The sequence below is a fragment of the Rhodococcus sp. 14-2470-1a genome (assembly GCF_002259425.1).
Classification (GTDB): domain Bacteria; phylum Actinomycetota; class Actinomycetes; order Mycobacteriales; family Mycobacteriaceae; genus Rhodococcoides; species Rhodococcoides fascians_E.
Window position 1 is genome coordinate 288,562 of sequence record NZ_NPFZ01000028.1, and the last position, 22,196, is coordinate 310,757.

The 22,196-nt window shown below is 65.1% G+C and carries 18 protein-coding genes, 1 pseudogene and 1 riboswitch; of the genes and pseudogenes, 12 read left to right on the top strand and 7 right to left on the bottom strand.

The genetic code is table 11. The features are described 5' to 3' along the window. The first annotated feature begins 31 nt into the window (after positions 1–31). Positions 32–667 carry a TetR/AcrR family transcriptional regulator gene (locus tag CH292_RS17085; protein ID WP_094655296.1) on the top strand — a complete coding sequence of 212 codons (636 nt, stop codon included), beginning with the start codon at positions 32–34 and terminating at the stop codon, positions 665–667. 46 nt (positions 668–713) lie between these two features. On the opposite strand, the gene CH292_RS17090 is transcribed toward CH292_RS17085, so the two are convergent. Then, entirely contained in the window at positions 714–2,531 is a 1,818-nt protein-coding gene (locus CH292_RS17090; RefSeq protein ID WP_094655346.1) for an NAD(P)-binding domain-containing protein, read from the bottom strand. A 50-nt stretch (positions 2,532–2,581) separates the two neighbouring features. Continuing rightward, positions 2,582–3,475, bottom strand: a complete 894-nt coding sequence (locus CH292_RS17095) for an alpha/beta fold hydrolase (protein WP_179277989.1) — start codon at positions 3,473–3,475, stop codon at positions 2,582–2,584. Positions 3,476–3,514: 39 nt separating this feature from the next. Between CH292_RS17095 and CH292_RS17100 the strand changes: the two genes are divergently transcribed. The 3 genes from CH292_RS17100 (at position 3,515) to CH292_RS17110 (ending at position 6,525) form a co-directional block, all read left to right on the top strand. Continuing rightward, positions 3,515–4,303, top strand: a complete 789-nt coding sequence (locus tag CH292_RS17100) for a helix-turn-helix domain-containing protein (RefSeq protein WP_256978188.1) — start codon at positions 3,515–3,517, stop codon at positions 4,301–4,303. A gap of 94 nt (positions 4,304–4,397) precedes the next feature. Next, a complete protein-coding gene (locus tag CH292_RS17105) occupies positions 4,398–5,228 on the top strand; it encodes an LLM class flavin-dependent oxidoreductase (RefSeq protein WP_249277318.1) in 831 nt (276 codons plus the stop codon). A gap of 19 nt (positions 5,229–5,247) precedes the next feature. Further along, positions 5,248–6,525 carry an LLM class flavin-dependent oxidoreductase gene (locus CH292_RS17110; RefSeq protein WP_019663005.1) on the top strand — a complete coding sequence of 426 codons (1,278 nt, stop codon included), beginning with the start codon at positions 5,248–5,250 and terminating at the stop codon, positions 6,523–6,525. Here CH292_RS17110 and CH292_RS17115 read toward each other — a convergent pair. From CH292_RS17115 to CH292_RS17135, 5 genes are read right to left on the bottom strand one after another with little or no spacing between them, the layout of a single operon-like run. After that, a complete protein-coding gene (locus CH292_RS17115; RefSeq protein ID WP_037164221.1) occupies positions 6,522–7,733 on the bottom strand; it encodes an acyl-CoA dehydrogenase family protein in 1,212 nt (403 codons plus the stop codon). The genes CH292_RS17110 and CH292_RS17115 overlap by 4 nt on opposite strands. Before the next feature lie 40 nt (positions 7,734–7,773). Further along, positions 7,774–9,402: an ABC transporter substrate-binding protein gene (locus CH292_RS17120; RefSeq protein WP_256978190.1), complete on the bottom strand. Its 1,629-nt coding sequence runs from the start codon at positions 9,400–9,402 to the stop codon at positions 7,774–7,776. Between the two features lie 23 nt (positions 9,403–9,425). After that, positions 9,426–11,051: an ABC transporter ATP-binding protein gene (locus CH292_RS17125; RefSeq protein ID WP_019663008.1), complete on the bottom strand. Its 1,626-nt coding sequence runs from the start codon at positions 11,049–11,051 to the stop codon at positions 9,426–9,428. Then, complete coding sequence (locus tag CH292_RS17130; RefSeq protein ID WP_019663009.1) at positions 11,051–11,899, bottom strand: ABC transporter permease; 849 nt, start codon at positions 11,897–11,899, stop codon at positions 11,051–11,053. The genes CH292_RS17125 and CH292_RS17130 overlap by 1 nt, the downstream gene beginning before the upstream one ends. Further along, a complete protein-coding gene (locus CH292_RS17135) occupies positions 11,896–12,858 on the bottom strand; it encodes an ABC transporter permease (protein WP_026347411.1) in 963 nt (320 codons plus the stop codon). The genes CH292_RS17130 and CH292_RS17135 overlap by 4 nt, the downstream gene beginning before the upstream one ends. 197 nt (positions 12,859–13,055) lie before the next feature. Here CH292_RS17135 and CH292_RS17140 point away from each other — a divergent pair, with 197 nt between their 5' ends. From CH292_RS17140 to CH292_RS17175, 8 genes and pseudogenes are all read left to right on the top strand, one after another. Beyond that, entirely contained in the window at positions 13,056–14,126 is a 1,071-nt protein-coding gene (locus CH292_RS17140; RefSeq protein ID WP_037108603.1) for a 2,3-butanediol dehydrogenase, read from the top strand. After that, positions 14,123–14,922 (top strand): annotated as a pseudogene (locus tag CH292_RS17145) (acetoin reductase). Before CH292_RS17140 ends, CH292_RS17145 begins: the two are co-directional and overlap by 4 nt. A 45-nt stretch (positions 14,923–14,967) precedes the next feature. Further along, entirely contained in the window at positions 14,968–16,254 is a 1,287-nt protein-coding gene (locus tag CH292_RS17150) for a GAF domain-containing protein (RefSeq protein ID WP_019663013.1), read from the top strand. Between the two features lie 31 nt (positions 16,255–16,285). Further along, positions 16,286–18,388 (top strand): FUSC family protein, encoded by a 2,103-nt coding sequence (locus CH292_RS17155; RefSeq protein ID WP_094655301.1) that lies wholly within the window; start codon positions 16,286–16,288, stop codon positions 18,386–18,388. Between the two features lie 16 nt (positions 18,389–18,404). Beyond that, positions 18,405–18,535, top strand: a riboswitch (cobalamin riboswitch). Between the two features lie 100 nt (positions 18,536–18,635). Then, positions 18,636–19,619 (top strand): ABC transporter substrate-binding protein, encoded by a 984-nt coding sequence (locus tag CH292_RS17160; protein WP_094627835.1) that lies wholly within the window; start codon positions 18,636–18,638, stop codon positions 19,617–19,619. After that, entirely contained in the window at positions 19,619–20,713 is a 1,095-nt protein-coding gene (locus tag CH292_RS17165) for an iron ABC transporter permease (protein ID WP_019663016.1), read from the top strand. Before CH292_RS17160 ends, CH292_RS17165 begins: the two co-directional genes overlap by 1 nt. Beyond that, positions 20,710–21,477: an ABC transporter ATP-binding protein gene (locus CH292_RS17170; RefSeq protein ID WP_094655302.1), complete on the top strand. Its 768-nt coding sequence runs from the start codon at positions 20,710–20,712 to the stop codon at positions 21,475–21,477. The genes CH292_RS17165 and CH292_RS17170 overlap by 4 nt, the downstream gene beginning before the upstream one ends. After that, positions 21,474–22,166 (top strand): (2Fe-2S)-binding protein, encoded by a 693-nt coding sequence (locus CH292_RS17175; protein WP_020110939.1) that lies wholly within the window; start codon positions 21,474–21,476, stop codon positions 22,164–22,166. Before CH292_RS17170 ends, CH292_RS17175 begins: the two co-directional genes overlap by 4 nt. Positions 22,167–22,196 lie beyond the last annotated feature (30 nt).

A 22,196-nucleotide genomic window follows, 5' to 3' on the forward strand; every position in this document is an offset into this window, starting at 1 on the left:
CCACAGCGGCAGGGATGCGAGAATTCGACGTGTGCAGCCCACTCCATCCCGCGCCTACGGCGGACGCTCGGCCGACGACAGACGGGCCGAGCGGCGGAGTCGATTCGTCGACGCGGCCTTCACCGTGTTCTCGACGACCGGGTACGCCCAGAGTTCGGTACCGCAGATCTGCGCGGAGGCGCGGCTGTCCTCCCGGCAGTTCTACGCGGACTTCTCCAGCCGAGAAGCGTTGCTGAGGGAGGCATACGACCAGGTGAACGAGGCGGCGCGGGCCGCGGTGACGGCTGCTGCGGCGGCGTCCGTGTCCGAGCCGTTCCAGGCTCGGGTGCGGGTGTTGGTCCGGGCGTATCTCGAGTCCGTACTGTCCGATCCGCGTCGACCTCGCTTGGCGTTCGTCGAAGTGATCGGCGTCAGTCCGGAGATGGAAGAGCACAGGAAAGTTCAGATCTCCGAGTGGATCGACGTGCTGCAATCGATCTTCCGCAGTGCCGTGGACCGAGGCGAAATCGACGACCGCGACTTCCGGCTGACGTCGACGGCGCTGATCGGGGCGACGAATGCTCTCGTGAATCTGAGCACCACCGCCTCACCCGCGCTGCCCGTCGACGTACTGGTCGACGAGCTCAGTCGCATCGCCGCCGCCTCCACGCTGCCCCCTCCGTCGTGAGGGGAAATGCGCACTGGGGTGCGCATTTCCACTCACGTAGGGAGCGTCAGCGCAAGTGATGCACTTCCTGTAGGCCGTAGACCGGGGTGTCGATGCCCTCGTACCTGGCCTTGATCTGCAGAGCGAGGTACAGCGAATAGTGCCGTGACTGATGCAGGTTGCCGCCGTGGAACCACAGGTTCTCCTGCTGCGTCGGCTTCCACATGTTGCGCTGCTCGCCCTCCCACGGACCCGGATCCTTGGTGGTGTCCGAGCCCAGGCCCCATACCTTGCCGACCTTGTCGGCCGTCGCCTGGTCGATGAGGTCGGCGACCCAGCCGTTCATCGAGCCGTAGCCGGTGGCGTAGACGATCACGTCGGCCGGCAGTTCCGACCCGTCCTCCAGCACAACGCTGTTCTTGCCGATCCGTTCGACCTGTCCGGCAACGAGTTCGATCTTGCCGTCCGCGACGAGCTCCGATGCGCCGACGTCGATGTAGTAGCCCGATCCGCGGCGCAGGTACTTCATGAACAGGCCCGAGCCGTCGTCACCGAAATCGTGCTGGAACCCTGCCTTCTCCAACCGGTCGTAGAAGTCCTTGTCCTTCTCGGCGATCTGTTGGTACACCGGAATCTGGAACTCGTGCATGATCCGGTACGGCAGCGACGCGAACGTCAGATCGGCCTTGCCCGTGGTCATTCCGGATTCCACAGCCCGCTCGGAGTACAGATCACCCAAGGCGATCTCGCACAGTGAATCCGATTTGACGATGTGCGTCGAACTGCGCTGCAGCATCGTCACGTCCACGCCGGTCTCGTACAGCGCTTTGCAGATGTCGTGCGCCGAGTTGTTGGAGCCGACGACGACGACCTTCTTGCCGACGTAGGCGTCGGGACCCGGGTGCTCGCTCGAATGGTGTTGCTCGCCTTCGAAATCCTCCATCCCCGGGAAGTTGGGTACGTTCTTCTTGCCGGACATGCCGGTGGCCATGATCAGCTGCGTGGGGTGCAGGATCACTTCCTCGCCGTCGCGGTCGAGGACCACGGTCCATTTCTTCGCCGCCTCGTCGTACGTCGCGGTCTTGGCTGTGGTGCGGCTCCAGTACGGAACTTCCATGACCTTGGTGTACATCTCGAGCCAGTCGCCGATCTTGTCCTTCGGTGCGAACACCGGCCAGTTCGGCGGGAACGGCAGATACGGGAGATGGTCGTACCAGACCGGGTCGTGCAGACAGAGGCTCTTGTAGCGCCCGCGCCACTGGTCTCCCGGCCGGTTCGCTCGATCGACGACGATGGCAGGGACACCCAGCTGGCGGAACCGGGCGCCGAGAGCGATACCGCCCTGGCCGCCACCGACGATCAGCGCATACGGCTGCACGGTGTAGCCGAGCTCCTTCTCCTCGATCTCCTTCTTCTCCGCCCAGTTCTGGGTGTCGGCGTTGGAACCGTGGACTGCTCCCTTGATGCGGGTGTGCCCTTGACGCTCCTCGTGGCCCTTGAGCTCCTGCATGGTGGTGAGCAAGGTCCACCCTTCGTCGCCTTTCAGGCGGAGGTGCCCCTTGCCGCGGCTGGTGGCGGTCTCGAACTCGATCCACGCCGACGTCACCCCGTCGGCCTCGTCGGGTGTCTCGGTGGTGTGGAACCCGGACGGATCGGTGTCTACCAAACGTTCCGCGAGCATCCCCTCGATTCCGTCTCGGCCCTCGACGGTCTTGAGGTTCCAGGTGAACGTCACCAGGTCGCGCCAGAAGCTGTCGACGGCGAACTTGGCCGCGACACGGCCCGGGTCACGAGCCTTCAGCGCGGCTTCGAAATCCGCGAGCCAGGCGTCGACCCGCTGCTGCGGTGTCTGCGAGAGAACGGGCGGTTCGATGGTCTGGGTCATGGAGACTCCCTTGTCGTTCGTTCGTGTGCTGTGACCCAGCACACTCCTTTCTACGACGAGCGGTCGAGAGTTGCAGTGGGTTGCACGTGACCGGCGTCACCGACGAAGCGCGTGATCGCCGACGCCAATTCCTCCGGCCGGTCCTCGGACACCCACGTACGAGACCCCTCGATCACGGCCAGCGTCGAGTTCGGAAAGTCCCGCGCCAGGCGCTCCGCGTGCTCGAACGGAAAGAACTTGTCATCCGACGCCCACGCCACCAGGACGGGTTGCTCGACGCCGCCGAACCGTCGGGCAGCGTCGAGCGTGTACGTCGTGTCGACGGATCGGAGGAACGTCGCGATGTCGCGCCGGATCGCGGCGTCGAAGATGGGCGTTGCGAAGTGATCGAGGAGCTCGTCACCCAGTCTCGCGTGGCTCAGCCAGCCGAAGCCGATCGGTGAGCGTCCGTACAGCCGGCGCACCCACGGCACCCTGAGTGCGAAGGCGACGAGGTCGAGGGTGATCGGGACCTGCGCCAGCCGGCACAGGTAGCCGAAGAACGGCGGCGGAAAGTTCTCGTAGGCGTCGCACGGTGTGAGGACGACGCGACCGATGCGCTCCGGACGACGCGTGATCACCAGCTGCGTCAGCATTCCGCCGCCGTCGTTTCCGACGAGAGTCACATCGCGCAGATCGAGTCGCTCGATGACGTCGGCGACGACGTCGGCAATACCTGTGGCCGTCATGTCACCCCCGGGACCTACCGGAATCGCGTGACTGCCGAAGGGCCAGTCGGCGGTGATGCACCGGTGGTTCTCGGCGAGCAACGGAACGACCTTCCGCCAGATCGCGGCATTGGCGAACAATCCGTGGACGAACACGATCGGGGATCCGCTCCCTCGCTCGTACACACGGACTCCGTCGACGATTCTCGAATCACCCAAAGCAGAAACGATGCTCATGTTCCAGACCTCTTCCCTGTTGCCGGATGTGGTGCAAGCATGTCCGGCATGCGAGATGCGGCGCTTCCAGAAACGTGCTGTACCGAGCCGACGCTGTGGCTGTGGGCCGGCAAAGCCGTGTACGTCGGGCCGTCTCTGAACATCGACTACCACTCCGGTTCGATCCTGTGCTTCGCGGTCGGGGTGGACGCGCCGTTCACGCTGCGCGACGAGCACGGCGAACAGTGGAGTGTGCGCAGTGCAGCCGTCGCGCCTCGGACGGTCCATCGTTTGGAAGCGCACGGTGAGCGAATGGTGTTCGCCTACAGCGATCCTGGCGTATCCAGATCCGACCGTATCCTGGATGCGGCGAGTACCCGTACCGGCGGATTCGGCCTTCGACTTCCCTCCGAATCAGCACTGTTGGAACTCGCGGCCGCGGGCTCGCCCGACCCGCGGGCACTCGTCGAGACGCTGTGCGGCCCCGAGCCGCGGCAAGTCGACGAGCGCATCCGTGCGGCCGTACGCATCGTCCGCGAGAAACCGGGCGCCGTTGTCGCAGCAGCCGACCTCGCCGCTGCCGTCAACCTGTCTACGTCCCGATTTCTGCATCTGTTCTCCGCCGAAGCGGGTACGAGCTTCCGGCGGTACCGCCTGTGGGCTCGGATGCTGCACGTCGGCGAAGCCGTGGCGCGAGGAAGCGATCTCACGACCGCATCGGTCGAAGCCGGATTCTCGTCACCCTCCCACTTCAGCGATTCCTTCCACTCGATGTTCGGCCTGTCGGCCGCAGCGCTTCTGGCCATGGGAACGCGCATCGAGATCCTGGACAGCGAACCCGCACCCTGACACTCGAATCGTGCTGATCGAAAGGGTTTCCCGCAGGCCCGAGTCCTCCTAGTCTTGCGAGACAACGACGTCGGACAGAAAGTGACTCACTGCTGTGCCAGTATCGAGAACCGTTCCTGTGGGAGTGCGTCTGCGCGACGTACCCTCCGGCGGGGTAGCAGAACTCGCGCGGGCTGCATCCGCTCTCGACGCGTCGGGCACCGGGTTCGTGGTCCTCGGCACGCAGGTGGGCGGACTCGATCCCAGCACGGTCGCAAGCTTTCTCGCACGACGCACGTCCGGACTGGGGCTGGTCGTCGAGGCCGCACCGCAACGCGACCACCCGTACAACATCGCCCGCCGTGTCGCGTCACTCGATCATCTGACCCGGGGGCGTGCGGGCTGGTGGGTGTTGTCCGACGACGATTCCACCGAACTCGGACTGGGGGTGCGTAGTTCGTGGGTCGCTGCACCACGGTCGACGCGGAATCCGGACGCCGTGACGGCGGTACGAGCACTGTGGCGGACGTGGCCGGCGGCCGCGGTCGTCGGTGATGTCGAGTCCAACATCTTCACTCGTGCCGAGGACATTCGGTACGCCGACCACCGGGGGGTCTTCGCCACGGCCGGTCCGCTCACCGTGCCGACCACCCCGCAGGGGGAGCCGGTGATCTTCGGACCGGGCACGTCGGACATCGCCGTCGAGGGAGACACCGCCTTCGCCTCGGTGTCCGTGGACGCGATCGGCAGTGCACTCGACGCCGGCGCATCGGGCGTCGTCGTCGACGTGCACGACCTCGATGCTTGGTTGCACGACGTCCTCCCCGGTCTGATCCAGGACGGCGTCGTACGTCCCCGGCGATCGACGACGACGCTGCGTGGCTATCTGAACACCGGACTACCCGCGGAACCGGACCTGTCCGCGAACAGGCCCGTCTACACCTGACGACAGGGAGCAGTGACACATGTCAGCGGAACACGTCGTTCTCAACGTGAACGTCCTCGATATCGGCATTCACCTCGCCGCGTGGCAGAATTCCGGGTTGGCGCCCACGGCGTTCGTCGACCCGGACTACTTCGCGGACATGGCGCGTCTGGCAGAGCACGGAACGCTCGACGCCTTGTTCCTCGCCGACGGCCCTGCGCTACGAGAAGACCCACGGCTCAAGCCGTCCCGTGCGCTGGAACCGTCCGCGATTCTGGCTCTGGTCGCCGCGGAAACCGAGTACCTGGGCGTCATCGGAACCCTGTCGACCACGTTCAACGATCCCGTCGAACTGGCACACAGGTTGTTGTCGCTCGACCACCTCAGCAACGGACGAGCCGCGTGGAACGTCGTGACCACGTATTCACCACAGGCCGGCCACAACTTCGGCCTGAACGACTATCCCGAAAGGAGTGTGCGGTACCGCCGCGCCGCCGAGTTCGTCGACGTCGTACTCCAGTTGTGGAGTGCGGCAGGCACTGCTGTGCCCGTCGCGCATCACGGCGAGTTCTTCGACGTCGAGGGTCTTCTTCCGCTCGGGGCGTCGCCGCAGCGGCATCCGTTGATCGTGCAGGCAGGTGGATCTCCACAAGGCCGCGCACTGGCCGCACGTTCGGCGAACGCGGTGTTCAGTGCCGAGTTGACGCTCGATGCAGGACGCCACCACTACCGTCAGGTCAAGGACGACGCGCGTGGGCAGGGGCGTGGTCCGGACGACGTCGCCATTCTTCCCGGCCTGATCACGGTGTTGGGCAAGACCCGCGAGGAAGCGGTTCGCCGCTTCGAGCACCTCGAAAGCTATCTGCCCGAGTACTATTCGCTCGATCGCTTGTCCACCGTGTTGGGCTACGACCTGCGCGGTCACGACCTGGATGCTGCGGTGCCCGACGAAGCGTTGGCCGACGTCGACCCGGACAACTTCACCGCCTCGTTGGGATTTCGCGAGTCCATCGTGCGTTCGATCCAGGAAAGCGGTGCCACCGTCCGCGACGCAGTTCGCGAGTTCAGCGGTGGAGGTCACCGCATCGCCGTCGGTTCCGCCGAGGACGTGGCCGACACCATCGAGACCTGGTTCCGCGCAGGCGCCGCAGACGGTTTCAACCTGATGCCCGACGTGTTTCCCTCCGGTCTGGAGGATTTCGTCGAACATGTCGTGCCGATTCTGCGCGATCGGGGCCTGTTCCGGCGGGAGTACGCCGAAACGACACTACGAGAGCGGTTCTCGTCGGTGAACAGCCTCGATCGCGCAGTCGGCTAGAAGAAGCCGGCTTCGGGGAGTTCCGCGTCGTTGACGACGATGTCGCCCAGGACCCGAGCTTTGTACGACGTCGGGTTGTGCGAGAACAGTGTGCGCAGATTTCTCCAGTGCACGTCGAGCGCGCGACCCTGCCGTGTGGCCGATGCGCCGCCGACCTCGAACAGTCGACCCGCAGCCGACAGTGCAAGCTCTTCGACGGCTACTTTCGTCTTGGCGGCAGCGATGGATGCCCGCTCCTCCAGCGTTCGGTCGACGCCGGTGGTCCGAGCAGCGTCGGCGGCGAGATCCTGTGCCGACGCTGCGGCGGCGACCGCCGATTCGACGACGAACGCAGCCGAACTCAACCTGCCGACGACCTCCAGCAACTGTGGATCGTGCCGGGGCGACTCGGCGGCCGCGTAGGTGAACGTGCGCTTCCTGCTCCGCAACAGCTCGGCGGCGTCGTCGGTCACCGACCGGAGAATACCCGCGGCAATGGCGTGCAGGAACAGTTGGACGAGCGCCTGGCGAGGTCTGCGCTCGATGGGTTCGTTCCGGAACGGCAACGTGTCACCTTCGGCCACGGCCACGGCCGAGAACACAGTGGTACCGCTGCCGGTGTGACGCTGACCGATGCCGTCCCAGTCGTCACGGTGTTCCACACCGGGGCCGTACGACTCGACGATCGCCGAGAGCACGTCACCGTCCGGCGTGTTGGCCGAGACCCTGATGAAGTCCGAGTAGATCGAGCCGGTGCTGTAGAACTTCACACCGTCGACGACGTAGCCGCCGTCGGCGGGTGTGAGAGTGGTGTCGAAGGTCCCTCCGCCGACGTTGTGTGAGCTCAGCTCGGAGTTGGCTCCGCCGAACAGCTTTCCGTCGACCACGTGCGGTAGCCATTTCAATTTCGTCTCGGACGACGGAACGCGCAGAATGTCTTCCACGAAGGCGAAATGGACACGCAGGATGTGCGGCACGTCCGGGTCGGCTTCGGCCAGGTCGATCACGAGATCGAACAGCTGGGCCAGGGAGTACCCAGCTCCGCCGAGCTGGGTCGGTACCCGCACCGCACCGAGCCGATGCTCCTTGACCAGTTCGATCGCAGTGGTCGGAGGTTCGTGTCCGCCGTCGGATCGGCGTCGCCGGGCGTCCTCGGCGATGGCGGACACCAGCTGCCGCAATTCGTCCGAGCCGTGTGCCGGTGGGGTGCGCCGGAGTGTGGAAGTCATGGTCGAGGTCCTCTCTGTCGTGATGTGGCGTGGCTGGTGGTCACTGTTCGATCCAGGTGTCGTAGAAGAACGGCGGTGAGTTGGCCGCATTGCGGAATCCCCGAACTTCGGGTGCCACGCCGAAGATCTGAGTGTCGGCCAGTAGCGGAATCGTGTACGCGTTGTCGATGATCCGGTTCTGGGCCTCGCGCAGAATCGTTTCTCGCACCAGTGGATCGGTCGCGGTGATGTGGTCTCGAAGCAAACCGTCGAGCACGGGGTCCTTGCCCTGTAGTTGAAAGAGGTCGCCTCGATCACTGTCGTAGTTGACCGACAAGCGCACGGGGTCGGGTGCGGGCCAGCCGTTGCGTCGCAGGCTCAACTCGGGGGCCGTCGTCGCCTTCGGGTAGTTGGCGAAGTCGGTCTGTTTGATCGTCAACGAGATTCCGATTCTGCGGAGCTGCCGCTGGACGAACTCGTACAGCGGTTTCGACGTGTGGTCGTACACATCGACGTAGACGCTCAGATCGAGCGGCCGACCGTCGCGGGTACGGATTCCGTCGGCGTTCCGGTCGGTGAATCCTGCGTCGTCGAGGAGCCGGTTGGACTCGTCCGGATCGAAGCGCACCTCGTCGGATCGATCGGTCCACCCCTGCACACCTTCGGTGGTCACGTTGGTGGCCACCTTCCAGTTGTCGGTGTAGAGCGTGTCGATGATCTCGTGACGATCGATCCCGTACATCAACGCTTTGCGCACGCGGATGTCGTCGACGAACTCTGCGGTCTGACGCACGTCGAGGACATTGGCCAGCCCCGGGTTGCGGAGTCCGAGAACGGTGAAGCCGCGATCGGACAACACCTTCTCGTCCGGTGGCTGCGTGTACCGCAAGGCGTGAGCCTGACCGGACAGCAAGGCTCCGACGCGGACGCTGTCCTCGCGCACCGGGACGATCGTCAGCGAATCCAGGTACGCCTCACCCTGATGGTCGGCAGTCGGGGGTGCCCAGTCGTATCCGCGGCGCTTCACGAGCCTGATCTCCTTGGCTGGAATCTCCGATTCCGCGACGAAGGGGCCGCTGCCGATCAAGTTCGTCACCACGGACTGCTGCTCGTTGGTCGCGTCGATCGTCGCGTCGGCGACCAGCCCTGCGGTGTTCATCGACAACGTCGGAACGAACGGTGCATCGGGTCTCGCCAACGTGACGACGACCGTGCGCGCAGCGTTGTCGGCGTCGGCGGACAGTACTTCCGGGAAGATCGAGTTCCGTGGAATACCCTTGTCTGGATCGCCATTCGCGAACCACAGGAGGTTTCGGGCTACGGACGCGGCGTCCAGTGCCTGACCGTTGCTGTAGCTGACGCCGTCGCGGATCACGAAGGTGTAGACGGTCCGGGTCGGATCGACACTCCACGATTCGGCAATCCAGGGAACGAACTCGAACGTCTTCGGGTCCTGGTACACCAGGCGGTCGAGCATCTGGTCCTTCACCGCGGAGTTCTGCCAGTAACTGACCTGAACCTGCATCGACGCGGTGACCTCTGCGTCCAGGTAGACGAAGTCGCCGCCGCGCGTTCCGGTGCCCGCGGTCGGTCCGGCCGAGGCGTCGGAGCAGGCGGTGGCGGCGAAGAGCGATGCTGCGCCGAGGCCGAACGTGCGCAGCGCAGTCCTTCGGGAGATCGGGCTGGACATGACATCCTTTTCGGGAGAAACGTTCACGCGCGTACGTGCGCGCGACCGGGAATGGACTCGATCAAGCGCTGGGTGTACTCCTCGCGCGGGTCGCGGAACAGATCGGCTGTGTTCCCCGACTCGACGTTTCGTCCGTGCTCGAGGACGGTCACGGTGTCCGATACCTGGCGCACGAGGGACAAGTCGTGCGAGATGAACACGTAGGTCAGTGACAGATCACGCTGCAGTTCCACCAGTAGGTCCACGATCCGTGCCTGGACGCTGACATCGAGGGCCGACGTGGGCTCGTCGAGTACGAGGATGTCCGGTGCCAGAACCAGCGACCGAGCCAGCACCACACGCTGACGCTGTCCGCCGGAGAGATCGAACGGTCTACGCTCGAGAATGTCTCGCGGTAGGGCGACCTTGTCGAGCACATCGTGGACCCGATCTCGCCGCTCGGCTCGCGACCGAACGCCCGCGATCGACAGCGGCTCTGCGACGATGTTCTCGACGGAGTAACGAGGATCCATCGCCGCCAACGCATTCTGGTGGACCAGCTGCAGTCGTCGGGCGTTGCCGCGGCGTGCTCGCCGCGAGGTGTCGAGCGGCGAGCCGTGCACGAGCACCTCACCGGAGTCCTGACGCTCGAGCCCGCTGACGATGCGCGCGGCTGTGGTCTTCCCGCTTCCGGACTCACCGACGACCGCATGGGTGGTGCCCCGAGCAACGGTGAAGGACACACCGTCCAACGCGGTGGATCGTTCGGTACGAGAGCCGTTGACGGCGAACGTCTTCACGAGGTCTCGCACTTCCAGTGCGGTCTCGACGCGTGCAGCCGGGCGCGAGGCGTACTTGTCCAGCGACAGCGCCGGCGCGTCGGCGATCAACCGACGCGTGTAATCGTCGGACGGTGACGCGAGAACCTCGGCGGCGCGGCCCTGCTCGCGGACGATTCCGTGGTTCAGAACCAGGACGTCGTCGGCATGATCTCGCGCGAGAGCCAGATCGTGGGTGATGAACAGGACGCCGAGACCCAGATCGCGGCGAAGATCGTCGAGCAGGTCGAGGATGCGCGCCTGTACCGTCACGTCGAGAGCCGACGTGGGCTCGTCGGCCACCAGGATCGACGGCCTGGCCGCGATCGCAATGGCGATCAGGACCCGCTGCAGTTGCCCGCCGGACAGTTGATGAGGGTAGGCGCCTGCCCGCTCGGCGGGGTTGCGGATGCCGACTCGATCGAGCAGGGCCACGGTCTCGTCGACGACGCGGCGGCGCTGGACGATCCGATGCAGCAGAAGTGTTTCCGCGATCTGATGGCCCACCTTCTTCAGCGGATCGAGGGAGCCCAGCGGGTCCTGAGGCACGAATCCGATGGTCGAGCCTCGTAGCCTGCGCCAACTGGACTGGGTGTACCGGGTGACGTCGGTACCTGCGATCCGCACCGACCCCGACGTGATCCGCCCCTCTCCTGCAAGCATGCCGATGGCCGCGCGGGCGATGGTCGTCTTGCCCGAGCCCGATTGTCCGACGACAGCGAGCGTCTCACCGTTCCGGAGTTCGAAATCGACGTCGGTGACCACTGGATCTGCGCCGTAGGAAATGGTCAGGCCTTCGACGGATACAGCGGTGGCGGTGCGAGCAGTTACCGGGCTGTCGACAAGTGTCACTATCCCACTCTCTTTCGGACGATGTGGCTGACTCGGCTGATGCTCAGAACCGTGATCACGATGGCGGCGCCCGGCGCGACGATGAGCCACGGCGCGGTGTGGATGTAGTTACGCGCCTCGGAGATCATCAGTCCCCATTCGGCGGTCGGGGGATTGGCGCCGTATCCGAGGAAGCTGAGTGCCGCGATGGACAGGATCGCGGTCCCGAACTGCAGTGCGGCCAGGGCGAGCACCGAAGAGTAGGCGTTGGGCAGTATGTGTCGTACCAGTAGGCGGCCACTACCTGCACCGAGGTGTTCGCTCGCTTCGACGAACGGAAGGTTGCGCACCGTCAGAACTTCCGAACGCATGAGTCTGAAGAAGACGACGATCGACGACACCCCTACTGCGATGGCAGCGTTGACGGTACCGAACCCCAGAGAGACGATGATCGTGATCGACAGCAGCAGAGTCGGAATGGACAGCAGCACGTCGGCGATTCGGCTGGAGATCGCGTCGACCACCCGGCCGAAGTACGCGGAGACGAGTCCCAGCGCGGTTCCGAGGACGAGTCCGATGACCACGGCGATGACCGAACCCAGCATTGTCACGGCGGTTCCGTGAATCAGCCGACTGAGCTGGTCGCGGCCGAGGTAGTCGGTCCCCAACCAGTGGACGGCACCCGGTCCTTGCAATGCGGCGTCGGGAAACTCCTGAAGGGGATCGAACGGGGCGATGACCGACGGTGCGACGACGAAGGCAGCGACGACGAGCAGGGCGGCGACCGCCGCCACGTCGCCCGGTGTCCACCCGCGCAGTCGGGAGCGCACCGTGATGGGGCTCGCGAGGGTGGGAAGTGCGAGAGTCATGCCGGCACAGCCTCCTTGGTCGGTGCGGCGGAAATACGTGGATCGATCACGGGATAGACCAGGTCGACCACGAGGTTGGTGATGACGAAGACTGCCGACACCGCGATGACGATGGCTTGGATGACCGGGAGATCTTGATTGCGTACCGCGTCTTCGACCAGATAACCGATTCCGGTCCGCGAGAAGATCGTCTCGGTGATCACCGAACCCGCCAGCAGCTCACCGACGGTGATCGCGGCGATGGTGAGAGTGGGAATCGATCCGTTCTTGGCGATGTGGCCGAACACGATGCGGTCCTCGCGCAGGCCTTTGGAGCGCAGAATGTCCACGTACGGCTGACGCGCCGCTGTGGACAGTCCCTGGACGAGCACCTGGGCAATCGGCGCGGACACCGGAATCGCCAACGCAACCGCGGGCAGCCACAGCGACTTCACCCCTTCGTCGGAGACAGCGGAGACGAGCCCGAGCTGGAACGAAAAGACCTGCAGAAGAACGAGTCCGACGATGAACGACGGCACCGACAGGAAGATCGGCGGAACGGCCCGGGCCGTCTCACGCACCGTGGACGACGGTGCGAAGACCGCCGTGAAGGCGATCACGACGGCCAGCGCGGCCGCGACGAGGAAGGCGAGTGCGGCCAGCGAGGCTGTTTGTGGAATCGCGGTGCCCAGCAGAGAGGACACCGATTTACCGCTGGTCAACGAGTATCCGAGGTCACCGTGTGCGAGCCGCTGGACCGAGATCCAGAACTGTTCGAGTGCCGACTTGTCGAGGTTGTAGTACGCGGTGAGAACCTCGGCGTCCTTCGCGGAGATGGGGTTCTCCGGACTGTGTATCCGACTCTCGATCGGGTTGCCGGGCAGGACGTTCAACACGAAGAACACGAACGTGTAGGTCAGTGCAACGACTATGAACGCCTGAGCAATTCGGTGCAGCACGTAGCGTGCGCGTAATGACATCGAAGGAGTACCTGTCGTAGAAGACGATTGCGAGTATTCAACAAGACCGAGGTTGCCGATGTCGACGGATCGGATCGCCGTGATCTTTTCTCGCTGTCACCGACTCGGCCGCAGCGAATGCAACGCTCTGCAACCCTGTCCCCTGTGGCTGGGGTCACATAGACATGACTGCATCGTTCAACGCTAGGAGAAACACGATGCGCGCAGCTGTCTACTACGGTCCGAACAAGGTCGAGATCGCCGACGTACCCGAGCCGTCGCCCGGGGAAGGCGAGGTCAAGGTGAAGGTCGGCTACAACGGAATCTGCGGCACCGATCTGCACGAGTACTACGCAGGACCGATCTTCGTTCCCACCGAGCCGCATCCGTTGACGAACCAGCAGCTGCCGCTCGTCCTGGGGCACGAATTCTCCGGCACGGTCACCGAGATCGGTACAGGCGTGACGGGAATCGAGGTCGGGGACCGCGTCGCCATCGAGCCGCTGTACCGCTGCGGACACTGCGGACCGTGTCGCGCCGGGAACTACAACATCTGCCAGCAGATCGGCTTCCACGGACTCATGTCCGACGGTGGCATGGCCGAATACACCGTCGTGCCGACGAACATGATTCATCACCTGCCGGAGAACGTGTCCCTCGAACTGGGCGCACTCGTCGAACCGATGTCCGTGGCCTTCCACGCTGCGACACTCGGCGATCCCGATCCGGACGACACCGCAATGGTGTTCGGCGCAGGCCCCATCGGGATCGGGCTGTGGTTCGCGCTCCGCGGTAAAGGCCTCGAGAACGTCTTCGTCGTCGAACCGTCACCGACGCGCCGCGCCTCGATCGAAGCGCTCGGTGCCAGAACCCTCGATCCGACGTCGCTCGACGTGCCGGAGTTCGTCGCCGACTTCACGGACGGCCGCGGCGCCGACGCCATCTACGACGCGGCGGGCGTTCAACCTGCCGTCGAGACGGCACTCGGCTGCATCGGAGCTCGCAAACCACTCGTCAGCGTCGCGATCTACGAAAAGCCTTTGACCACACCGCTGCAGAAGCTCGTCATGAACGAATCCCGCATCCAGGGATCGCTCTGCTACACCTCGGCGGACTACGACGCCGTCATCGAGCTCATGGCCCAGGGCAAGTACGACACGACGGGATGGGTGGACAAGATCGCGCTCGAATCGGTCATCGACGACGGATTCGAAGCTCTCCACGCAGGCACCAAGATGAAGGTTCTGGTGGATCCTGCAGTGGGACGCGGCAGCGAGGGTCAGGCATGAGCGTCGCACTCGTCACCGGAGCCGGCCAGGGCATAGGCCGCGGTATCGCACTGCGGCTCGCGGCCGACGGCCACGATGTCGCGCTCGTCGATCTGGGCTCGGACAAGATCGAGCAGGTCGCCCGCGAGATTCGGGAAATCGGCACCGACGCAACTACGTTCGTGGCCGACGTCAGTGATCGCGATCAGGTCTTCGCAGCCGTCGACCATGCGCACGAGGCCCTCGGCAGCTTCGATGTCATGATCAACAATGCCGGCATCGCACAGGTCGCCCCGCTCGACGACGTCCGTCCCGAGGACACGAAGAAGATCTGGGCCGTCAACGTCGACGGTGTGTTGTGGGTAATTCAAGCTGCGGCAACCAAATTCAGGTCACTGAGCCAGAAGGGCAAGATCGTCAACGCCTCGTCCATCGCGGGTCATGACACGGGAGTGGAGCCCGCGGAACGACCCGGGTGCACTTTGCCATGCTCGGTGTCTACAGTGCGACGAAGTTTGCCGTTCGTGCCCTCACCCAAGCCGCGGCCAAGGAGTACGCCGTGCACGGCATCACCGTCAACGCGTACTGCCCGGGTGTCGTCGGAACGGACATGTGGGTGACCATCGACAAGCGTTTCGCCGAGCTGACCGGTGCTGCCGAGGGCGAGACGTACGACAAGTTCGTCGGTGGTATCGCGCTCGGTCGAGCCCAGACGCCCGAGGACGTCGCAGCCTTCGTGTCCTACCTGTCGGGTCCTGATTCGGACTACATGACTGGTCAGGCGGGGTTGATCGACGGCGGCCTCGTGTTCCGCTGACCCGGCTTTGCATGTTCTGAGTGATCTGGAGCACAATTGTCGGTGATGACGCAGACGACAGGACCGGAACCTGCGCTGGCGGCCGGAGAGGACCCGCGCCGCTACGCGCAGATTCTGACTGCCGTGTACGACGCGACGATGGCGGGCGGCAAATCCCCCGCACGTCCCCGCGACGTGATCGGTGATTCGTGGCGACGCCTGCAGACCCTCGGTATCGACCCCGAGCAACGCAGCGTGGCCTCACCGCAGATCGACGTGTCCGATCTGGAGCTGAGCCGTCGGGAATCGGGCTTGTTCGACATCCTCGACGACCTGGGTCGCGGACTCGAATCCGTCGTGCAGGACGGCGACAACATCCTCGTCGTCGCCGATCGACACGGACGGGTCCTGTGGCGGAGTGGGTCGACGTCGGTGCTCGACCGCGCCGACGGCCTCGGGTTCGTCGAGGGTGCCAGCTGGGCCGAGGATTCGGTCGGAACCAACGCGATCGGCACCGCGTTGGTGTCGCGGCGGGCGGTACAGATCTTCTCCGCGGAACATTATGTGCGCAGCCACCATCCGTGGACCTGCGCGGGTGCACCGATCAAGGACCCGCGTACCGGACATGTCATCGGGGCCGTGGACGTCAGCGGGCCCGCCAACACCGTCCACCCGACGACCCTCGCGTTGGTCGACGCCATCGCTCGACTAGCGGAATCTCAACTGCGCGAACATCATCGGCAGAACCTCGACCGTCTCCGGTCGGTCGCAGCGCCGATGCTCGCACGTCTGCAAGCGCCCGCACTCGCCGTCGACGCCAACGGATGGGTCGCTGCCGTCGAGTCCGTGGCGCTGCGCAACCGAGTACTGCTGCCCGAGGACGTCGTCGCCGGGCGGTTCTGGCTGCCGACCCTCGGGGTGTGCGACTTCGAGCCGCTTCCCGGCGGGTGGCTCGTCCGCCCGACCGGAGACGAGGCGTCGGAAACCGGTAGAACGACTGTGTCCCTGGATCTTCGGCACCACCAGCACGTGCGGGTGCAGATACGAAGCGAGGTGGGGGAGTGGACGCACGAACCCACTCCCCGGCACGCCGAGATCCTGTATCTCCTCGCGTCGAGCAGGGAAGGCCGAAGTGCAGCTCAGCTGGCCGCGGACCTGTTCGGCGACGACGGCCGAGCCATCACCGTCCGCGCCGAGATGTCCCGGCTGCGCAAGCACATGTCGGGAATCGTGCAGACGCAGCCCTACCGGTTCGACGAGACCGCCGTCGTGGACGTGCTGCTGCCGGAAGACCCGAGCCGACTCCTCCCGCACTCGACGGCGCCTGCCGTGGTGCGGATGCGTCGCTCCTGAATCCATCCGTTCACGGCCGTAAGCTGGCCGAATGGGTTATCGGATCGTATCGGAGACGCTGCGGTTCCTCGCAGTCTCCGACCCCGGCAGGCTCCGGCTACGGGCAGCCGCGACGACGACGATCACCGTCGTCCTCGCGATGGCGATTCTGATTCCCGGGTCTCATCTCGTCGGCCAGCCGTTGACGGTCGCGCTGCTGGGCGCTGTCGTCGCCATGCAGTCCTCGGCGGCGGTGAAGGACAAGGACCAACGCAGCCGAGTGATCACGACACTCCTACTGGTGTTTCCGGCGATCCTCGCAGTGTCGCTGTCGGCGGTGCTCTCCCAGTTCGGCAAGGTCGCCGACGTCGGGTTCATCGTCGTGCTGTTCGCCGCAGTGTGGGTGCGGCGGTACGGCCCGCGCGGCACTGCGCTCGGCATGGTCGCGTTCATCTGCTATTTCTTCGCACTGTTCCTACGCGCTCAACCGAGCCAGATTCCTGTCCTCGCGGTGTCCATCGTTCTCGGCGCCGGGATCTCGCTCGCCGTGCGCACTCTCGTCCTTCCCGAGCGGCCGGGGCTGGAACTGCGGCGTCTGGTGCGAGCACTGCGAGCCGCGTCGATCGACGTCCTCGAGGTCGCGTCGAACAGAGTCGATCGCGATCTGGACCTGCTCCGCAAGCGTCTGGACCGGCTCGGCAGTACAGCGCTGATGATCGACGACTGGCTCGACCGCAACGATGCCTCGCAGCTGCTGAGCGTCACCAACGAGGACCTCTCGCTCCGCATCTTCGACGCGCAGATAGCCACCGAACAACTCGTGAGCGCGCTGTGGGCCCTCGACCCGATCCCATCGGGGGTCACCCCGCAGGCTGCGCTCCCGCCCAATTCTTGGCCCTCGTCGCTCGTCCAGGCCACCACCGCCCTCTCGTCGTGTCTGCAGAACAACCCGTCCGACGACCAACTCCGTGCGGCCAGGCGCCTCGCTGCAGCAGCCGCGGACAAAGCGGATCCGTCCACCCAGGCGGGCATCGCCACGACGGTCGCGATGCGAGCAGTGCAGGCCCACATCGCCATTCACCACATCACCAGCAATGCGCTGCACACCGAATCCGCACCCAAGGAAAAGCCGGAGAAGGACGACGACACCGATTCGGGACTGAACCCCAGCACCAAAGCGGCGATCCAAGTTGCCGTCGCGACCAGTGCGGCGACCGTACTCGGCGAAATCATCTCACCGGACCGCTGGTACTGGGCGGTCCTGACGGCATTCCTCGTCTTCACCGGGGCGTCGACTCGCGGTGAGATCCTCTCCCGCGCCGGACACCGCGTCGTCGGTACCGTCGGAGGTGTGCTGGCCGGAGTTCTGCTGTCCGCGTTGGTCGGTCGCAATCAACCGCTGCAACTGCTCCTGCTGGTCGTCTGCATCTTCTTCGCGTTCTACCTCGTGACGGTGGCGTACGCGTTGCTGTCGTTCTTCGTCACCGTCATGCTCGCGATGCTGTACGGACTGCTCGGCACCTTCAGCATCGAAGTGCTCGAACTACGAATCTACGAAACCGCGGCAGGAGGACTCGTCGGGATAGCGTCGGCGTACTTCGTCTTCTCCACCGGCACCAGATCGACGATGGTCGAGAAAGTCGACGACTACCTCGAACAGATGACGGCCATCATCGACACCGGCATCGACGCCGTCATCACGCCCGGCCGCCCGACGGACCTCGTCGTCGACATGCGCAAACTCGACAACGCGTTGAAAGACCTCGTCGCGGCCGGAAAACCCCTCGAGATGGGGCCCACGACACGCACACGCAAAGGCGTCAAACGGCTGCTGCGCATCATGACCGTCAGCAACCGATCCAGCCACGCACTGGCCCGCGCCGGTGTCGGCGCCTCTCACGCCGAACCTGACACCGGTCCGTCACAGGAGACCGCCGACGCACTACGCCGGGCAGCCGAGGTAACCAAAGCCACCATCGCCGACGTCGGGCGTGCACTCGCAGGCGAACACGTCGACCCACCGGAGAAGTTGACGGAGACCTCGGCCCCCGACGTCATGCTGAAGTCCACCACGACCCCCGGTCCCGTCCGCAGCGCCGTCAGGTCACTGAGCACCCTCAACCGCACCATGGGTGAGGCGCTGACACGCGTCTGACACCGTCCGTGCATACTGCGATGCGAAGCACGAAGCTGACCTGACGCAGGGGGAAGCCGGTCCGAATCCGGCGCTGACCCGCAACGGTAGGCCGCCCTCGCCAGAGGGCAGCGAGCCCGATTACCCGGCGTCGAGGTTGTGCGACAACCCATTCGTCGTGGTCTACGAATCGGAAAGTCCAGCGCGTGGCGTTCCATGCTGCGCACCGGGCCGAACATTTCGTGGCTCTGAGCTCCAAGAGGTACTCATGTCACGCTCCATCGCCTTCGGCGCCATCGCCGCCGCAACCATTGTCGCCCTTACTGGCTGTTCCCGCGGTGACACCGCACAGGACGCTCGGCAGGCGGACTCGTTCGACGACCCGGTCTCCATCACCAACTGCGACAGCACCCAGCAGTTCGACTCTCCACCTCAGCGCATCGTGTCCATGAACGACCACGTCACCGAGGTGCTCATCGAGATGGGCGTTGCGGACCGCATCGTCGGCATGGGCTATCGAAACGCAACGCCTGCGACCGAGTTCGCCGAGGATTTCGCACAGATCCCCGGCCTCGCCGACGAGTACCCGACGAAGGAACAGATCCTCGATCTGGACCCGGACTTCGTCGTCGGCGGCATGCGGAGTGCATTCAACGACAAGGAAGGGCGTTCGAGAGAGTCGTTCACCGAGGCGGGCATCCCGACCTTCCTGTTCTCCGAGTACTGCGGATCCGGATTCCCGGACATCGGCATGCTCGAGAACGACTACAGCCAGCTCGGTGGCGTCCTCGGCGTTCCGGAGGAGGCTCAGGCCGTCACCGACGGCGTCCTCGACGGTTTGGCGGCCATCGGTGCCGAACTCGGCGACGCGGAGCCGACGCCGACCTTCTTCTACGACTCCGGTGAGGACGTCCCGACGACCATCGGTGGTGTGGGCGTCGGACAGTTGATCGCCGATCGGTCCGGCGCATCGAACATTTTCCCCGAGGGTGAGCGCCCCTACCTGGACACGACGTGGGAGATCGTCGGAGAGCGCGCCCCTCAGGCCATCGTCGTCCTCGATTACGGTGACACGTCGGCGCAGGGAAAGATCGATTTCCTGAAGAGCCAGCCGATCATGGCGACCACTCCGGCTGTGCAGCAGGACAACTTCATCGTCGTACCGCTCGACGACTTCTTCGAAAGCCCGCGACTGGTCACGAGCGTGGACACCATCGCCCGTGCATTGCATCCCGACCGGTTCACCTCCTGATGGTCACCGTTGCCGACACCGACAGGCCCAGGGCCACGGCGAAAGCGGAGGTGTCCACTCGGTCGAGAATCGGGTTCGGTGCGTTGATCGCAGTTCTGACGGGCGCCTTGCTGATGGTGATCGCCACTGCGGTGTCGTTCGGGTCCGTACAGATTCCCGTCGGCGACGTCTGGGCGATCGTCGTGCACCGGTTGATGCCGGGCGCATTCGACTCGTGGTGGTCCGAGGCGAGGGCGGTGATCGTCGTCGACTCGCGGTTGCCGAGATCGCTGACGGCGGCCGTCGTCGGCGCGTCGTTGGCGATTGCGGGTGGTGTGGCGCAGGCAGTCACGCGCAACCCGTTGGCCGATCCCTATCTGCTCGGAGTGTCGTCAGGTGCCGGATTCGGCGTGGTGCTCGTGATGGCGATGGGAATCGGGGCCGGGGCCCTCGGGGTGTTCACGGTCCCGACCGCCGCGTTCGTCGGGGCCATGATTCCGCTGTTTCTGGCTCTGATGATCGGCGGGCGATACCCACAATCGACAGCCATCGTTCTCGTCGGCGTGGCACTGGGCAGTATCTTCTCCGCTCTGATCACCTTCACACTCCTGGTCTTCGCCGACGAACACACGCTCAGTGGCGTGATGCACTGGCTAGCCGGTGGATTCGGAGACGCGCGGTGGTCCACGTTGACACTGCCCGCACTCGCGCTGCTGATCATCGGCACTGGACTGCTGCTGAGTGCACCCCGGATGGATCTGTTGAAAACCGGTGACGACGGTGCCGCTGCCCTCGGTCTGAACGTCCGACGCTTCCGCGTCGTGCAACTCCTGGCGATCTCCATGCTGGCCGGCGCAGCGGTATCCGTCGGCGGCGGAATCGGATTCGTCGGTCTGCTGGTGCCACACCTCGCCGGATACATCGTCGGGACGCGAGCGATCAGACTTCTGCCGGTCGCCGCGCTGCTGGGCGCGATCGCATTGGTCGGCGCCGACACGCTGGCGCGGTCGGTTTCACGGAGCACAGAGGTGCCCGTCGGGGTCGTCACCGCGCTCGTCGGCGCACCGATCTTCGTCTTCATGCTCTACCGCCAGTACGGAAGGGCGGCTCGATGACACTCGTGGCCAATGCCGTCACCGCCCGACTCGGATCACGGGAGGTGTTGCACGGAATCGATTTTCGAGTTCGACCGGGTGAAGTTCTCGGACTCGTCGGACCCAACGGGTCCGGGAAGACGACGGCGCTCCGGTGCTGCTATCGCGCGCTGACGCCGACCGCCGGGACCGTTCTAGTCGACGGCGTCGACGCGCATGCGATGAAGCGCTCGGAACTTGCGCGCACCGTGGGCGTCGGCACCCAGGAGCCGGAAGCGTCGGTGGGACTGACAGTTCGGCAGTCGGTTGCGCTGGGCCGTGTCCCACACCGGGGCTGGTTCGACCGTCCGACGGGATCCGACGCGGACATCGTCGAACAATGCCTGGACCGGGTCGACTTGACCGGGCTCGCGGAGCGCGATGTCGGGGCACTGTCCGGCGGCGAACGTCAGCGTGTCGCCATAGCTCGGGCACTCGCACAGCAACCTCGCATACTGCTGCTCGACGAGCCCACGAATCATCTGGACCTGCGCCACCAACTCGTCGTCATGAACGCAGTCCGTGATCTCGCCGCGGAGGGCCTGGCCGTCGTCGTCACCGTGCACGATCTACGGCTGGCCGTCGAATACTGCACCTCGCTCGCCGTGCTCGACAACGGATCCGTGGTGGCGACGGGGCCGACGGCCGAGGTTCTGACCGATAATCTCCTCTCGGACATCTTCGGAATCCGAGCCATCGTCTCTGCGGTCCCACGCCTCTCCATCGACATCATCGGCCTCGCATGAGCGTCTACACCGAAGCTGCGGAGAGGGTTCCCGGACTCGCGGAGTACCTGCACGGCCCGTTCGATCTGCCGGCGTCGGCGATGACCGATGCGGACTGGTTGCGGGAGCGGATTGCCGACACAGGCAGGCGCTGGAACTGCACCGACGACCGGATCAACGGGACGCTGTGGTGGTACTCCGCCAGCTCGACGATTGCCTTGCTGGCGGTGTCGACGGCGATGGTGACGGGAACGGCGGCCGATCCGTCGCTCGAGCATTCTCGGTGTTTTCTGCGCGGCGACGGTTACCTCGGCGGGGTGCGGAGCGATCGCACGGTGACGCCGGAGCAGTTGCCCGGTGCCCTTGCCGGCACGTTTCGCGCGGTCGTCGACGCTCTCGCGGCGGCGTCGGGAGCGACGACCAACGCGCTCTGGGCGATCACGTCGGACTCGATAGCCAACCGGTGCCTCGACGTCGGCACGGCCCTCGGAGACCGAGAACGAGGCAGCGCGTTCGCCCAGGAACTCGTGGCCGCGATGTCCTCGCCGCTACCCGCTCCCCGGTTCGTCGACGTGGGAGGCCGACGCTTCACACGCCGCAGCTCGTGTTGCCTGTTGTACCTGACGTCAGCGTCGGACAAGTGCACCAGCTGCCCACGCCGGACACCGTCGGATCGGCTACGAGGGCTCCGCGCCGCCGCGCAATACTAGGAAGCGTAGTAGTCGTCTAAGGTGTCCCCA